18 protein-coding genes are annotated in these 16,349 nt (G+C 34.2%); 13 read left to right on the top strand and 5 right to left on the bottom strand.

Annotated features, from left to right (window positions below; all coding sequences use genetic code 11):
* Positions 1–558 precede the first annotated feature (558 nt).
* The 4 genes from R4Z09_RS19590 (at position 559) to R4Z09_RS19575 (ending at position 3,845) form a co-directional block, all read left to right on the top strand.
* Positions 559–789: a hypothetical protein gene (locus tag R4Z09_RS19590; RefSeq protein WP_338448420.1), complete on the top strand. Its 231-nt coding sequence runs from the start codon at positions 559–561 to the stop codon at positions 787–789.
* A 163-nt stretch (positions 790–952) separates the two neighbouring features.
* Positions 953–1,339, top strand: coding sequence for a YybH family protein (locus R4Z09_RS19585; protein WP_338448419.1), 387 nt, complete (start codon positions 953–955; stop codon positions 1,337–1,339).
* Positions 1,340–2,005: 666 nt separating this feature from the next.
* A complete protein-coding gene (locus tag R4Z09_RS19580; RefSeq protein WP_338448418.1) occupies positions 2,006–3,001 on the top strand; it encodes a DUF3231 family protein in 996 nt (331 codons plus the stop codon).
* 325 nt (positions 3,002–3,326) lie between these two features.
* A complete protein-coding gene (locus R4Z09_RS19575; protein WP_338448417.1) occupies positions 3,327–3,845 on the top strand; it encodes a CBO0543 family protein in 519 nt (172 codons plus the stop codon).
* Between the two features lie 550 nt (positions 3,846–4,395).
* Here the strand turns inward: R4Z09_RS19575 and sufU are convergent.
* From sufU to R4Z09_RS19560, 3 genes are all read right to left on the bottom strand, one after another.
* Positions 4,396–4,815 (bottom strand): Fe-S cluster assembly sulfur transfer protein SufU, encoded by a 420-nt coding sequence (sufU, locus tag R4Z09_RS19570; protein ID WP_338453308.1) that lies wholly within the window; start codon positions 4,813–4,815, stop codon positions 4,396–4,398.
* A gap of 104 nt (positions 4,816–4,919) precedes the next feature.
* Positions 4,920–5,315: a (2Fe-2S) ferredoxin domain-containing protein gene (locus tag R4Z09_RS19565; protein WP_338448416.1), complete on the bottom strand. Its 396-nt coding sequence runs from the start codon at positions 5,313–5,315 to the stop codon at positions 4,920–4,922.
* Positions 5,316–5,703: 388 nt separating this feature from the next.
* Positions 5,704–6,741 (bottom strand): metal ABC transporter solute-binding protein, Zn/Mn family, encoded by a 1,038-nt coding sequence (locus tag R4Z09_RS19560; RefSeq protein ID WP_338448415.1) that lies wholly within the window; start codon positions 6,739–6,741, stop codon positions 5,704–5,706.
* Positions 6,742–7,067: 326 nt separating this feature from the next.
* On the opposite strand from R4Z09_RS19560, the gene R4Z09_RS19555 reads away from it, so the two are divergent.
* From R4Z09_RS19555 to rpmG, 6 genes are all read left to right on the top strand, one after another.
* Positions 7,068–8,057: a GTP-binding protein gene (locus R4Z09_RS19555; protein ID WP_338448414.1), complete on the top strand. Its 990-nt coding sequence runs from the start codon at positions 7,068–7,070 to the stop codon at positions 8,055–8,057.
* 161 nt (positions 8,058–8,218) lie between these two features.
* Entirely contained in the window at positions 8,219–9,226 is a 1,008-nt protein-coding gene (locus R4Z09_RS19550) for a permease (RefSeq protein ID WP_338448413.1), read from the top strand.
* Between the two features lie 13 nt (positions 9,227–9,239).
* The gene (locus tag R4Z09_RS19545; protein WP_338448412.1) at positions 9,240–10,139 is read left to right on the top strand and encodes a TIGR03943 family putative permease subunit; all 900 of its coding nucleotides are present in this window, start codon (positions 9,240–9,242) and stop codon (positions 10,137–10,139) included.
* A 282-nt stretch (positions 10,140–10,421) separates the two neighbouring features.
* The gene (locus tag R4Z09_RS19540) at positions 10,422–10,643 is read left to right on the top strand and encodes a hypothetical protein (protein ID WP_338448411.1); all 222 of its coding nucleotides are present in this window, start codon (positions 10,422–10,424) and stop codon (positions 10,641–10,643) included.
* 71 nt (positions 10,644–10,714) lie between these two features.
* Positions 10,715–11,899, top strand: a complete 1,185-nt coding sequence (locus R4Z09_RS19535; protein WP_338448410.1) for a GTP-binding protein — start codon at positions 10,715–10,717, stop codon at positions 11,897–11,899.
* Between the two features lie 41 nt (positions 11,900–11,940).
* Positions 11,941–12,090 carry a 50S ribosomal protein L33 gene (gene rpmG / locus R4Z09_RS19530; RefSeq protein ID WP_338448409.1) on the top strand — a complete coding sequence of 50 codons (150 nt, stop codon included), beginning with the start codon at positions 11,941–11,943 and terminating at the stop codon, positions 12,088–12,090.
* 279 nt (positions 12,091–12,369) lie between these two features.
* Here the strand turns inward: rpmG and R4Z09_RS19525 are convergent, their stop codons facing one another.
* Positions 12,370–12,507, bottom strand: a complete 138-nt coding sequence (locus tag R4Z09_RS19525) for a hypothetical protein (protein ID WP_338448408.1) — start codon at positions 12,505–12,507, stop codon at positions 12,370–12,372.
* A gap of 453 nt (positions 12,508–12,960) precedes the next feature.
* Here R4Z09_RS19525 and R4Z09_RS19520 point away from each other — a divergent pair, with 453 nt between their 5' ends.
* The 3 genes from R4Z09_RS19520 (at position 12,961) to R4Z09_RS19510 (ending at position 15,720) form a co-directional block, all read left to right on the top strand.
* A complete protein-coding gene (locus R4Z09_RS19520; RefSeq protein ID WP_338448407.1) occupies positions 12,961–13,590 on the top strand; it encodes a DUF421 domain-containing protein in 630 nt (209 codons plus the stop codon).
* Positions 13,591–13,906: 316 nt separating this feature from the next.
* The gene (locus tag R4Z09_RS19515; protein ID WP_338448406.1) at positions 13,907–15,475 is read left to right on the top strand and encodes an S-layer homology domain-containing protein; all 1,569 of its coding nucleotides are present in this window, start codon (positions 13,907–13,909) and stop codon (positions 15,473–15,475) included.
* Positions 15,472–15,720 carry a DUF3006 family protein gene (locus tag R4Z09_RS19510; protein WP_338448405.1) on the top strand — a complete coding sequence of 83 codons (249 nt, stop codon included), beginning with the start codon at positions 15,472–15,474 and terminating at the stop codon, positions 15,718–15,720. Before R4Z09_RS19515 ends, R4Z09_RS19510 begins: the two co-directional genes overlap by 4 nt.
* A 362-nt stretch (positions 15,721–16,082) precedes the next feature.
* On the opposite strand, the gene R4Z09_RS19505 is transcribed toward R4Z09_RS19510, so the two are convergent.
* Complete coding sequence (locus tag R4Z09_RS19505) at positions 16,083–16,340, bottom strand: hypothetical protein (RefSeq protein WP_338448404.1); 258 nt, start codon at positions 16,338–16,340, stop codon at positions 16,083–16,085.
* Between the last annotated feature and the right edge of the window lie 9 nt (positions 16,341–16,349).

Here is a 16,349-nt window from a genome sequence, read left to right as displayed (position 1 = left end):
ATCGATCAATCAATCAATCACTTGATGCCTGCCAATAAATTTTATTAATCACTCCTCTCAATATCACTCTAATCAAATTATATGTGGATATTTCAAACAAGTCTCACAATTCAAGTATGTGGTAGAAAATGAACGGTAACCCGAAGAAAATGGTTAGTAACTTACATGAAAGGAAGTTACGGAGTAAGCGAAATCATATTTCCAATTAGAATATTAATTTAAATAAAAAATGATGTGAGTGCTTTAGAGAATAAAATGAAGGAAAAAGAACTAAAGCGAGAATATATTCAGAAATTGTTCATATTTATTGACCATATATTACAGTTACCGAGGAGAGCAGAGGACAAATGGTATCATGAGTTAAAACCATTGGTTGAAAAAAACACGAGTAGCGGAGGATACAGAATGATAAGATGATTGGAAATATAGTCCAAATTTACTTAGTTTAATGTTAAAGTTTAAGATACAGGTATTGGTATTAACCATTTTGGATTGGCTATGATAGACAACCTTGTAGATTGTTGAAAATCAGAGACTTGAAAAACGAGGTGAAAAATCTTGGATTGGTGGTTCTACATTACATTTATTATCGGGCTTAGTCTTCTTTATTATGGTCATGAAAATAAAAAGAAATATGAATTACAAAGAAGAACAATGGAATTGGAACATGAATTAAAAATGAAAGAAATGGAATTAGAACAAAAAAGACTTGATTTAGAAATGAAGAAAATCGAGAATGATAAATCGGTGCAAAATCTCGATAACGGTTTTGAAGAAAAAACACCTTAGAAGTCTAAAGTGTTTCAGAGTGTAAGCAAAAGCATACGAAACAAAATTCAATGTGTAGTCCTAATTCTGATTAGCACAACCAGTAGAATGAATAAATCGGTAGTTTAACAGATGGTTATGATGTAAATTTATCTATTATACTATTTAGGTGGAGGAGTCTTTTATGGAACACGATTTAAAAGAGCTAATTAAAAAGTGTGATCTTGCAATAAAGCAAGAGGATTTTGAAACATTGATGGATTACTATACAGATGATGCAATTTTAGTAGTAAAGCCTGGAATGATTGCACAAGGCAAAGAGGAAATCAAAAAAGCATTTATTGCAATTGCAAAATATTTTAATAACAGTATAGTACCAACACAAGGAGAAATGATTATTTTAGAAGCAGGGGACACTGCTTTAGTTTTATCTCAAACTCTTCTTGATGCTGCTAAAGAGGATTCGGAATTTTCAATGGATAGAAGGGCAACATATGTGTTTAAGAAGAATTTACAAGGTGAATGGCTTTGTGCAATAGATAATTCATATGGTACAGAATTAATCAATTAATAGGGTTCAAAAGGATAGGGATTTTGTTATTCAACTTTCGGAAAGAATGGGGGAACCTTTAAGAATTAGCTCCCCTTAATTGTATACAAATATCTACATTAAAGTTTTACATATTTATCAAAAAGCCGGGAATGCTTGTGAATTCACTCATGAGTGTACTCAGCTTTTTTTGATAAGTACTTATGCAATATCAAGTGCAGACACCATCCACTTTTTCGCATTTGGTCAATTCGGGTATATAAAATTTTTTTGCTTATAGTAACGAGTGCGATGCTTCAAAAGAAGGTCGCCTTTTTTCTTTTTCTACAAGAAAGATTGTGAAAGGTTGTGCTTTAACTATCAGGGCAGGGAAAGTTTAAGAAGGGTTACCCTATATTTATTGCTAATTCAATGCATATACATACTTAGATAAGATTGTAAAAATAATGGGTTTTGTACCTATTGATATGAGTAAATGGAGTATGTAATTCTTTTCGCAGGGATTCGCTCATTGTTAGTTTTGGTACAGATAATTAGATTTTGGAGATGAAAATGAATATCAAAATTGTCTTATTAAATTACGGAACAAAAGCTAAGATCATATATCAATCACTGAAGCCTGAGTAGATTGTGAATATATTCATCTTGATAAGGGGAAGTTAAGAAAAAAGGGAGGGAATGTATTGAGTGGAAAAAGTCGAGATAGTTAAATTAACTAGTGCGGAAATCTCTGGGTTATGGTCAACATATATGAATGTAAGTGTGGTAATTTGCTTCATGACTCACTTTCTAGAAACTTGCAATGACCCTGATATTCTTGAAATACTTAAGGAGGGCAATCATTTTGCCCAAAAACATAAAAATGAAGTAGAACAGTTATTTTTAAAGGAAAAAATTGTTATTCCAAATGGTTATAAAGTAGATAAACATGTTGTCACTAGTGCACCAAAACTATTTTCGGACGTATTTTACATACAGTCTGTTTTACAAATGTGTAGATTCGGAGTTGCTTCACATACAGCGAACTTTACAATTTCTGCAAGAGAAGATATTAGGAAAATGTTTAAGGAATTCATCGATGACGTTTCACATTTATACAATAGGGTTGTTAATTGTATGCAGGAAAAAGGAATTTATATAAGAATGCCTTCTATGAATTATCCATCGGAAATTGACTTTATTAACAAAGAAAATATTCTCACAGGTTGGTTCGGAAGAAGACGTCCATTGTTAGGAATTGAAGTCACACATTTAACAATTAATGGAATCCAAAATGATATGGGAAAGGTAATATGTACTGGTTTTTCACAAGTAACTCAAGATAAAGAAATACAAGATTATTTCCTAAGAGGGAAGCAATTATGTAAGCATATCTCAACTTCAATTTATGATGTATTGGAAGAAAGTGATGTACCAATTGGAGTGTCATGGGATCAGAGTATCACCAATTCCACTATTGCACCTTTTTCTGATCAATTTATGTTATATATAATTGGCATTCTGTCTACTTTAGGAATCACTGGTTATGGTGCAGGGTTATCAGCAACCATGCGTAGAGATATAAGTGCAATGTATGCAAATTTTATAACCAAAACAGTCACATTTGTGGAAGATGGTATGAATTTAATGATTGAAAGAGAATGGATAGAACAACCTCCAAAGGTAGTGGACCGAGAGAGGTGACTATCTAATAAGGCTGCCAATGGGCAGTTTTTTATTTTGCTGAAGAAGTGGACTATATTACTATTATTGGAGAGTGTACGTGAATGATTTTACTTAAAGTAAAGGGGGCTTTAGTCAAAGAACCGAGACGGTCCAAGAAAGTCTTTTTTAAGTGCTTGTAGATATAAGATGATTGTATCGAACATCAATAGCATTAATAAAAATATTTGTACAATCTAATAGTTATTTTTTATTACTAATACATATATATGCAAAGAACAGGAAAAATATTATATGGGGAAATTAGAGATTTTTTCCAAAAAGATGGGAATACGGAGCTAAAAAAATGCATTTACTTTTCAATGGTTTGTTTCTAATTGCGGGAATAAAATGGGGAGACTGGAGAAATTGGAACAAATACCATTCCACGATTTTGTTCTTATGGTTTGGTGATTTACTTTATAACCTTCTGTGCCATGACTATATCATGTGGAAGTATAAGGAAAGCATATTTTGTCTAAATCTCTTACCAAATCATACGGTTATTTCGTTATTAATTATGTTTGTTTGTTATCCAGCCACTGTTTTAATTTATCTCGGGAGATTCCCAAAGAAGACAATTAATATTGTGATATGGATATTATTCTGGGTGGCTTTATTTTCGATAATAGAATACATAAACTTGCGATATTTAGATTTAGTGTCCCATTATCATGGTTGGACAATGAGATGGTCAACTGTATTCAATATGATAATGTTCTCAATGCTAAGACTGCATTATAAATACCCCACAGCAGCTTTACTTATCTCCATTCCAATCATTTTATTTTTTGTTATTTATTTTAATGTTCCAATAGCAGAATGAAAATGAACTAGAGGGATCTTGTTGAATTAACGGGTGTGTTTGTTCAATATCCCAATTTTTGATAAGCCGAAACTATACAAGTATTTATTCATTACTTGCATAGTTATGGCTTATTTATATTCAAAAAACATACAAGAACAAATTTAAAACCCTTATTGGTGAACAGACTTTTTCACAGAAAAAAACTTTTCTGCTCGTAGTGTCGTCTTTTTCTCGAGTAACTTTACTTCCAATTGTGGCTGGGTGCCAGACACCTTTTTTAAAAATATCTGGAGGGTGCCTGGCCTTTTTTCCTACAATGAAGGGAGTATTTGATTGGATAGCGAATACTGTTTATGAAGGATAGATTATTCAAAAGGTAAGAAGGAATTTATAAAAAAGTAAAATGATGAAGAAGAAACATTCTAAATAACGGATATTTAAAAATATCCGTTATTTATCACTGTAGAGAGGATGGATCCATTATTGGTTTCATCATTTTTTATTTCTATTTCTACTTTTAGGAGGTGCATTCTATAACTTTATTCACCCAGGTTAAAAGAATTAGTTTTTAACTTTTTAAAGCCTTGTCTAAGGCGTGCCAAGCCATTAATGCACAATTATGTCGTACTTTTAACTTATGGACTCCTTGAAACGATAAACTATCGCCTAAATCTATCTTATCTGGTACCTTTCCATGTCGAATTAAATTCTCAAATGCACGACGAAGGGAAGAAACCTCTTTTAATGATTTGTTTTGTATAAGTTCTGTCATCATTGATGCTGATGCCATACTTATGCTGCAGCCCTCACCAAGGAAGGCTGCTTTTTTAATTCGATCTTGTTCAAAATTTAAAAATAAAGTCATGACATCGCCGCAAGTAGGGTTTTTATAATGTACTTTTCGTACATTTTCTCCTGTTAATTCTTCAAAATTTCTCCTTCGTCTATAATGATCCATGATCACTTGTCGGTACAGGTCTTCAAGCATGGTAATCAATTGCTCCCTTCATTGTCAGTGAATCATTCTACACAAGTACACTTCTAATATGTGATGACTCTTTATCTAAGTCCTCCCAATAAAAACAAGTTCACTTATCCTTGTTTTTTTGATACTTTGCTTACCCTTTCTTTGTCTTTAAGGATCCCAGTGATGACTCCTTGAGAACGTTGAAAACCTTCTCCATGAAATGTATGGCTTAATTTCTCTGAATACTCTTCGTTAATAAGAATTGATTCAATAAAAGGGGAGACATCCTCAGAATTTAAATCCTTATACCATGTTCCTTTTGGATAATGAATGACTACACACTTATCATGACATCTTCCATTACACCGTGTGCGAGTGGTATGGATGGTATTGTCTAAATCTCGATCTGAAATTTCTTTCCGAATGGCTTGAGTAAGTTCCTCTGCCCCAACACGATTACAACTACTACCGTTACATATGAGGATGTGATGCATCGTACTGCTTAAATCCCATGTCGCCATATGTACATTCCCTCCTTAATAAAACGATATCATTACGATTTAAAAGACACCATTGTTTATTTTTTGAATGCTATCTCCCTAAAAGCGTGTGCAAATTTACGTCTCCTCTCTTTATAAAGCATATGAAAAATAAAACGTAATAATTACGATTTATTTTGTGATTTTATCTCTTTTTAATGTCAAATGCAAATAGAAGAGCAGGATGGTTATTATTATTCTGAATCGAATGAAGGTTATCTGTCTAAAAAGTTAAATTGAATTGAATAAAATAGATTATATTTGAAAAACTCTATACCGCACTCATATTTCAGGTAAAGTTCTTTTCATCGAAGTATTAGTATTAAAGAATAGAAGGGAAGTGCAATGTAAGATCACTTCCCTTTATTACTTACTTTAAAGCTTTATCCAATGATTCTAGGTTTTTTCTCATTAAACTAAAATAATCATCTCCATTTTGTCTATCTTCTTCTGTTAAAGTTTCTAAGTTGTGTAAGTAAAGAGGTTCTGCATTAATTTCTTGTCGAATAATCTCAGCTATTTTTGGTGTTTCATTTTGTTCAAAGAGAATATATTTCATTTGTTTTTCATTAGCAACTTTAATAATTTCCTCAAGGTCCCTTTGGGATGGTTCATCCGTAGGGGAGAGACCTGCTACTGGAATCTGATGAATCCCATAAACCTCTTCCCAATATCCATAAGCAGCATGAGAAACAATCATCTCTGGATTTTTCTTAGAATCCACTAATTGATGAAACTCTTCATCTAGCTTTTCAAGCTCGGCTTTCAATGATTCGTAATTCTTGTCAAACTCTTCCTTTGCATCCGGTTTTAACTCAACAAGAGTATTTTTTATATTTTCAGCGAGAGAAATAGAACGATAAGGATCTAGCCATACATGAGGGTCAAAGTCACCATGATCATGTCCGTGTGAATCACTTTCAGCTTCTGCCTCTTCTTCATGAGCATGAGTCTCATCATAATGTTTTTCTTCTTCATGAGCATGAGCTTCATCAGAATGCAGTTCTTCATCATGAACGATTGTTTCAATACCATGCGTAGCCTCTACCATTTTAACTTTTTCGCTACTAAGAGCTTCGGCCATTGCTTTAGCAAAAGGTTCCATTCCCAAGCCGTTATAAATAAAGGCATCTGCTTCAGCAATTGCTGTCATTTGCTTTGTTGTTGGTTCAAAAGTATGAGCATCAGCTCCTGTAGGCATTATACTTTCAACGGTTACATACTCGCCGCCAATTTTTTTCGCAAAATCCTCCAATGGATAAAGCGTCGTGTATATTTTTAATGTTTCTGCTTCTTCTTGATGAGTAGTTTTAGTTCCATTTTCATTCGAAGTCTGTTTGGTGTTACAGCTTGATAGAAAAATAGAAAGCACTAAAATAAACCCAATTGATATGTATTTTAATTTCATTTTGTGTTAACATCTCCTTTTATAATTTTTCGTTCTCTATATTATCGTAATGATTACGATTTGTAAATAGTAATCATTTTGATTTATAAAATAATTATATTTAGTCTGATAATATTTTTACTTTAGTAATTAGCGGTAAAGCACTGAAATATAATCGCAGATTGCAAGCAACTAAAAAAATTAGATTGCTCAACAAAACGTAATAATTTGTAATTACTTATAATATAAATCAGAATACTTACGATTTATGATGATTTAGCAACTTCTACTCAAGAAGAGTGATTACTGATAGAAAATAAAGAGAATCGAAAAAAGGAGCATTTTTAATGAAAAAAATACCCGTATATATCATTAGCGGATTTTTAGGAAGTGGGAAAACAACTGTACTGTTAAATATGATTAAAGAGTGTGAAAGAAATCAAAAAAGGCCAGGAATTATTTTAAATGAACTAGGGGAAGTCAATGTAGAGAGCTTTTTGTTTAACAATCAACAGGTAAAAGAATTATTAAACGGATGTATATGTTGTACGATTCAAGATGATTTAAAGGAAACATTCCGCCAGTTTATAGAAGAAATTCAAAGGAATCACATAGATTTATTATTCATTGAGGGGACAGGCGTTGCCAATCCGCAAGAGATCGAAGAGACCTTAATGAGCCCTGAGTTTTTAGATTACTATGAATTACATTCAATCATTAGTCTGATAGATGCAAGCCACTTTTTAGAATATCAAAGCATTTTTTCGAGTACAGCTGAAGTTCGTCAATTGCTGAAGGAGCAAATTTCAAGTTCCACTATGGTTCTAGCAAACAAAGTTGACCTTGTAAAAGAGAAGTCCTTATCAAAGATCGAGCAAAAAATAAAAGAGAATGTGAAGTCTGGAGTGCCTATTTTCAGAACCACATTTGGAAATATTTCAATAAAAGAACTCTTATTAAAAAGATATTATGTACATACAGCGGAAGCTCATCAAGAAAAAACCTTAGAAAGCAGCCCTGTACACGAATATAAAAGTGAGCACCATCATTCTACCATCAATGCTTTAAAGATTAGTCAGTTACCTGAAATGAAAAAAAGAGAATTAGAAACATGGTTGAAAAAGCTGCCTAAAACCGTTCTAAGAGGTAAGGGAATCATTAAATTAGAGGGCAGCTCAGGTCTTTATAATTTTCAGTTTTCATCAGGTAACCTAATAGTAGAGAAAATGGAAGAGACCGCTTACATCCAACCTACTATTATCTTAATTGGTGATAGATTAAATATTGAAGAAGTTCTTCATAGCTTTAATCGTACATTTAAAACGAAAAGCGTTTAAATTGATTAAGAAGGCATGATCACAGAGTTCGTATTCTCTGACATGCCTTCTAAGATTTATGGGGCTTGGACATTTTTTAAGAAAGATAATCATATTATTACAATGAGGATATTGATCTAAGATCTTAATCGAAGCAGTGAATAGGTGGAGGAATGAACTATATGATGCGTTGGATTCATTCATATCTTATTGATTTTACTAGCATAATAGCTATTGGTATAGTGATTTATTTTATGACGATTAGTCAACTAGCTGGAAAAGAGTTGTCCATTCATTTACCGGATTCTTTTCTACAATTAAATACGATTTTTTTAAGCATTTTAATAGAGGCGATTCCATTTGTTTTAATTGGAGTTCTCATTGCAGGATTTATTCAAATATTTGTAACGGAAGATCATATTCGTCGTTTGATTCCAAAAAATAGATTCTTAGCCGTCATTATGAGTTGTGTGGTAGGAGCTGTATTTCCTGCCTGCGAGTGTGGAATAGTGCCTATCGTACGAAGGTTAATATCAAAAGGTGTACCTATACATGCTGGAATCGGCTTTCTTCTGACAGGTCCATTAATTAATCCCATTGTCATTTTCTCTACTTATATGGCCTTCGGGAATGACAGTAAAATGGCTGGATTAAGAATGGGGGTAGGCTTTGTAGCAGCCTTCATTATAACCCTTATCATTAGTTATCTATTTAAGTCAAACCAATTGAAACATGCTGTATCCGACTTTACTTCATCTATAGATAATACAAAGAAGAAAGAGTCCTTTATTCAACGAGTAGAAGAAATGATGAAACATTCCATTGATGAGTTTCTTGATATGGGAAAATACTTAATTCTGGGTGCTTTTATTGCTGCCTTTGTACAAACCTATGTATCTGCAAAATCCTTACTCCTTTTTGGGGAGGGAGTTGTAGGATCTACGACTGTGATGATGGGACTAGCCTATTTCTTATCACTATGTTCGGAGGCAGATGCTTTCATAGGTGCTTCCTTTAGAAATTTATTTCCAACTTCCTCCATATTAGCCTTTTTAATATTTGGTCCAATGATAGATTTGAAAAATACGATCATGCTATTGAGTGTATTTAGAGCAAAGTTTGTCTTCATCTTGCTTTTTTTAATCACTATGATTGTATTTATCTGTGTCAACCTTATAAGTTTCTTTTAGGGGGTAAACTAGGATGATTCGCGTCCGTTTTCAACATTTTATAAGAGCTGTGGTATTAGCCGCCTTTGCTATTTACTTTATCGGACTTCATATCACGGGAGATATAAAAAAGTATATCAATCCAAAGTACGATGGAATGAGTATGATTGCTGCAGGTGTTTTTATTCTTTTTTTCTGTATTCAGATTTTTCGAATCTGGGAGAAGGAGGAGGATTCCCATGTTCACTGTTCACCAGGTTGTACCCATGATCATGGGTATTCTGGTTCCTTGTCCAAAAGGTTAATGAGTTACTGCATTCTTATTTTTCCTTTATTGACTGGCTTTTCATTTGCTCCAACCGTATTGGATTCCACCATTGCCGCGAAAAAAGGAACGATTCTGCCACAGATTAATAGAAATGAAAATAATGGAATAGAGGAGTCTGTATCAGAAAACGATCGAACTGGCATCCAAGAGGAACAAGGAGTCTTACCAAATAATAACTTTTTTTCAGAAGAGGAATATAATCAAGAAATGAAAAAACTGGAGGAATCAAAGGTGATTCAAATGAATGACGGGATGTATTCCTCTTATGTTGAAGCTATGAATATGAACCCAAATGATTTTGAAGGAAGGAAAATAAAAGTAAGCGGGTTTGTTTATAAGGAAGAGGGACTTAAGGAGAACCAGCTTGTACTATCAAGGTTTCTTATCACCCATTGTATTGCGGATGCAAGTATCACTGGATTGATAGCTGAATTTAACCAAGCTAGTGAATTTGATCAAGACACGTGGCTTGAAATAGAAGGAACTCTAGAAGTAACCACCTACAATGGAATTGAATTACCATTGATAAAAGCGGAGAAATGGACAGTAATAAAAGAGCCAGCTGAGCCATATATTTATCCAATATTAATAAAAGTATCGGAGTAATGGTTTTTCATTGACACTTTCTCATAAGGTGTCTGTCATTCACGAAGAATCCAATATTTGGTGTTTTTTTATGTATTAGACAATAGTTATATAAAGGGGTTTCCGACATCTATGCTTTTATTCAGACCCAAAAATCTATGGCATTAAGATTAATTTATAAAAAAACTTGCTATAACTAAAGATATTTTGTAGAATTTAAATCGAAATTATTACGATTTAAATAAGGAAGTGAAATCAGCTTATGCAAACAACAATAAAATTACATTGAAAATGGAGAAAGAAATGGATGTACATAATATCTTACTTGCAACCGGATTTATACCATCACCGCCAGGATTTAATTGGCTTGGTAAGATCATCAAGGATTTAGACTTGCCATGTGCCAAATGTGGATACCCCATTATAAGTAAAACGTTAGAATGGCATCCTCAACTTTATGTAACGGGTCCGCTAGCTGAACTGGTGGACCGATTGCAAGAAATATATCCGGGGCTAGACATGTAGCAGAAAAAATTGTTAGCAGTCTATAAACTTTAAATCGTAATGATTTCAATTATCAAATAGAGGTGAAACAAATGAGCAAAACTATTCCTGTAACCGTATTAAGTGGTTACTTAGGTGCGGGGAAAACAACATTATTGAACCATGTATTAAAAAATCGGGAAAATAAAAAAATAGCTGTTATTGTGAACGATATGAGTGAAGTAAATATTGATGCTTCTTTAGTCAAACAAGGTGGATTCTCACGAACAAATGAAAAATTAGTAGAGTTTCAAAACGGCTGTATTTGCTGCAGCCTGAGAGAAGATTTAATGATTGAAGTGGAAAAGCTCGTTCAATCGGGTGATATCGACTATATTTTAATTGAATCCTCGGGAATCTCAGAGCCGATTCCGGTTGCTCAAACCTTTACCTATATTGATGAGAATCTTGGCATTAACCTAACGGAATATTGCAAGCTTGATACGATGGTAACAATTGTTGATGCAAAACGGTTTTGGCATGACTTTGCCTCGGGAGAGAGCCTGCTAGATCGAAAGCAGGCAAAGGATGAAACGGATGCTCGTGAAGTAGTGGATTTATTAATTGACCAAATTGAATTTGCCAATGTGTTAGTCTTAAACAAAATTGATTTAGTGGATAAAGACAGTGTACTTGAACTAAAGGAAGTATTACAAAAGCTTAATCCGGGAGCTAAGATTATCGAAAGTTCTCATTCAGAGATTCTGTTAATGGACATTCTTGATACAGGCTTATTTAATTTTGAAGAGGCCAGCCAGGGAGCAGGGTGGATAAAGGAGCTGAATGAGGAACACACACCGGAAACAGAAGAGTATGGAATCTCCTCCTTTGTTTATCGCAGGCAGAGACCGTTTCACCCTGAAAGATGGAGGCAATGGATGGAGAACTGGCCTGTTGAAATCATACGGGCAAAAGGTTTCTTTTGGCTTGCATCACGAAATGATATGACAGGGTTACTGTCCCAAGCAGGCCCCTCCATCGTTTTTCAAGGAGCAGGGGAATGGATCGCTGCCTATCCTGAACAGGAAAGGGAGCAAATCCTAAAGGACGAACCAGACTTACTTGAGAGATGGGACCCGCAATTCGGCGATCGAATGACGGAGCTTGTCTTCATTGGGGTGGATATGGACCAAAAGGAAATAGAGTCTGAACTGGATCAATGTTTATTAACAGATGAGGAAATGGAAATGGATTGGGCTCAATTTGAGGATAAGTTTCCCAGCTTTCATGTTGCTTAATTAAAATTTTTTTAAAACATAAAATCAAGGAGGAAGAAGAAATGAGAGTAAAAATCACGTTAGCATGCACCGAGACAGGTGACCGTAATTATATCACAACAAAAAACAAGAGAAATAAACCTGAGAGAATTGAACTGATGAAGTATTGTCCACGATTAAAAAGACGAACTTTACACCGTGAAACAAAATAAACATGAGTTATGAAGAAATCGACAAACGAGTGTTGTTAACAAGGGGGGAAGGATGGGGGCGTAATTTGTTGAATAATCACTTTAACACTTACTTTAATGCAAAACCAATTTAGAATGCCTAAGTCTTCTCAATTGAGAAGACTATTTTTCATTCATTCGTTGCTCAACTTCTGGATTTTCAGCAGGAACCAAAATTGGTTGGTGCCAACCTAAGCCCCTACAAATTAGGAAGTTAAAGGAAACATCTGGAGGGTGCCTGGCACTCTTAATGTTAATCTTCTATCCAATTGTCAAAATGGTCAACACAAACCTGTCTAGACCGCATAACTTTGTAATAAGTCCATTAATGTCAGATGTATGGATTATATCCTCTAATTCATTATTTTCTTCAGTTTTGGATGGTATATGAATCTCCATAAAGCCGTCCCATCATAAATTGGCATCAAAAATGCCATCTTCATCCTCAACTTCTATTCCAATCACTTTATTTTCATCATTTACATGTTTTGATTTTATGATCTAATTTCATTTTTCCACCTTATATATTTCTCCATTTGATGTTTATTATAGGAGTGTCTTTTCATGTATTGTATCCTTTTAAAACTCGATTTATTCTTTTTCATCGATTATAACAATTTAATTCCTTCTCTATGTAAACATATTTTTAAAGGAATTATTGCCCTTTTTAGCTTAATGAAGGCATATTGTAGTAACGAGCAGGTTTAAGTAGAAACTAGGTTATTCGCTCTTATTCTTACTCTAAAAAACACCTATATGTAAATTTTTTGTTATTATCTAGTTTCTAAAGCTATCAACATATTAGGCATGCATTTAACAAATAATAACAAAAAATTTAAAGGAATGAGAGAAATGATGGATTTTTTCAACGATCTACCTACCTTACCTTATATATTTAAGGCATTGTTAATTTTTTTTGCTGCAATTATGCTTTTGCGTATCGCAGGAAAGAGATCGCTTGCAGAAACGACAGTTTCGGAAGCGGTGTTGAGGATTTCGATTGGTGCTGTACTAATCCAACCTTTAGCATTAAAAAATGAATGGCAAGCAATATATGCTGGAACTTTGCTTATTATAGGAATTGTAATACTAGCGAAAATACAAATATGGATACCAAAATCCAGAAAGTTTATTAATGGAGTACCATCAGTACTAATTAGTGATGGACAGATGAAATTAGAAGAGCTGAAAAAAGCCAGACTAACGACTGATGAGCTACAAGGTTCACTTCGCCTAAAAAACATAGGCAATGTCGAAGATGTAGAATTGGCGATATTAGAGTCCAATGGTAAAATATCGACTACCGTAAAGCCAAACAAAGCACCTGCAACCAAAGAAGATATTCAAAAAATTTTGGATATATTAGCTCAAAATGGTATTCGTCCCTCATCACAAAATCAGTCTCAAGCGAAAACGCCACCATTATTTCAAGAAGCATATAACGAGGGAGACATGGTGGAAAATATACCTCCGATAAATTAAATAAGCTATCTTTTTTTGTCGTTAGGACAACTCATATTTAAGCATTGTTCTCAACTAAACGGTAGTGTTTGTTGAATTTCCCCAATTTTTAATAAGCCGAAACTGTACAAGTTTTTATTCATTACTTCCATAGTTTCGGCTTATTTATTTTCAAAAAAACATACCGCCATAAACAGCATTTATTATTGCTAAAATACAGGAATCTCGATCTTTTGGAAAAATATCATGTATTCATTTGTTTATATTATGTCAATATTTTATTGATTTGGGGATGTTATTAAATATAGTCATATAATATAAAACTGGAGGAAGAGTTTTGAAGTGGTTCATTAAGTTAGTTATCATTGTATCATTAATTGGTTCAGTAACTCCTATGAAAGGCCAAGCAGCAGGCTTTAATGATTTATCAAACAAATATATATTTCATGAAGAGGTTCTATACCTTTCGTCAAAAAATATTATTACAGGTTTCCCAGATGAATCATTTAAGGCGGATAATCCAGTTACACGGGCTCAAGCGGCTATTATGATTGGCCGAGCGCTTGGATTAAACGGGAAACCGAGAAATACTCAATTTACGGATGTTAATACGAACGTAACAGGCTCAGGATATATTGCGTCCGCCGTTGAGAAAGGAATTATTACAGGTTTTCCTGATGGCTCATATCGTCCGAACGAACCCGTTAATCGTGGACAAATGGCCATTTTTCTAGATCGGGCTTATCCACTGACTACCGGTCAAACAAATAGCTTTCGTGATATCTCGTCTAATATGAAAGCTTATCAGGCAATTTTAAACGTATCTGCTTCAGGAATTGCAAGCGGCTATCCGAATGGAACGTATCGTCCAGATCAATCAGTTACTCGCGGGCAATTTTCAGCATTTATGGCACGTACATTGGAACCTACCTATAGAAGTAAGCCACCGATGGTTGTGAAATTCCTCAATGTCGGCCAGGGAGATGCCATCTTTATTCAATATCCTAACGGCAAAACTGCCCTAGTGGATGCAGGCCGTTCTGATGATGCGATTGAAACGGCGCTAAGGTCAGAAGGAATCACCCGGATTGATACATTTATTGCTACACATCCGGATGCTGATCATATTGGTGGAGCAAATTATGTAATTCCAAACTATGGAGTGAAAAGGGTCATTGATAGTGGTCAAGTTCATACAACCCAAACGTTCCTGGATTATTTAGATATTATTAATGCAAATGGAATAGAGCCGGTAGTACCACAAATTGGTGATAATGTTACAGATGATTCAAATGTATCTGCAAAAGTATTATCCGTAAATAGTAATTCAGATGATCTAAATGATGGTTCCATTGTTATTATGCTCTCATATGGATTGACAGACATCTTACTAACAGGCGATGCAGGAATAGAAGTTGAGAGCTATCTAATGGCGAATTTCGATGTAGAAGCGGAAATTTTAAAAGTGTCACACCATGGGTCGAATACAGGTACAAGCGGTGACTTTATCGAAGCTGTAGACCCACGAGAAGCAATCCTTTCATATGGTGAGAACTCTTATGGTCATCCAAATAATCAAGTAGTAAATGATTTAATACTATATGACGTAAATATCTACTCAACTTATAAACAAGGTACAATAACGGTTAATTCAATTGGTAGTAGTTATTCGATCAACGCAGATCCTTTACAATGGGAAGAGACGAAGGCAGCACAGGAACCGAAACCAGTGCCGCAGCCGGCACCAACACCACAGCCGACACCGACACCGCAGCCTCCTATTCAAACTGGATTTGCCAATTGTACTGAATTACGTGCTGTATATCCAAAGGGTGTAAACAGCAGTCATCCAGCGTATCAATCGAAAATGGATCGTGACCATGATGGGTGGGCTTGTGAACCATGAGAGAAGGAAAATACATTATAGATTCAATTGAAAGTGGATTGGTTAAGCTGCTTTTCGCAGAAAATGAGGAAATTGAAGAAGTTGTAAAAAGGGACCAGTTTAATCATCCGGTTCATCAAAGTGACGTGCTTTTAATCAAAATTGAGGATGGTAAAATTTCTTCGACACCGCTTAAAATGGAGACTGAGAAAAGAAGGGAACAAGCCGCAAGTCTTATGGAAAAGTTGAAAAATAGGAATCAATAAATATAAACCTCTAATCTTTTGGTTAGAGGTTTTTTTGCAATAATAAAAGAAAAACAAAGGTACAAATCTCATTTTTTATCAATAAAAATAAGCTTTAAATCAAATAAACAGAGGAACCATCATAAAAATACTAAAAATGAAAGTTTTTCTGATGAGGCAGTTGTAAAATATACAGGACTATTGTTAAATGAGGTAAAAAAGGTTAGAGAAACGTTAGTACAGTAGTAGGGTTAATACGAGTAATCAGAAGGGTAATAAAAAAGACCGCTTTAAAGAAAAGGGTTTTCGGTTGAGAAAGTCTCTGATCAATATCAAGTGCCAGACAACATTTACTTTCTGGGGGCTGCCTGGCACCTTTAATGTTAATCTTCTATCCAATTGTCAAAATGGTCAACACAAACTTGTCTTAGGCCGCTTAACTTAGTAATGAGTCCATTAATGTCAGATGTATGGATTGTATCCTCAAATTCATTATTTTCTTCGGTTTTGGATCGTATATTAATCTCCATAAATCCGTCCCATCTTAAATTTGCATCAAAAATGCCTTCCTTATCCTCAACTTCTAATCCAATAACTTTATTTTCATCATTTAGATGTTTTGCCTTTATAATCCAACTCATTTTTATCAC

Source organism: Niallia oryzisoli, assembly GCF_036670025.1.
Classification (GTDB): domain Bacteria; phylum Bacillota; class Bacilli; order Bacillales; family Cytobacillaceae; genus Bacillus_BD; species Bacillus_BD oryzisoli.
Note: the sequence above shows the minus strand (reverse complement) of the source record. Positions and strands in the feature narration are given on the sequence as shown.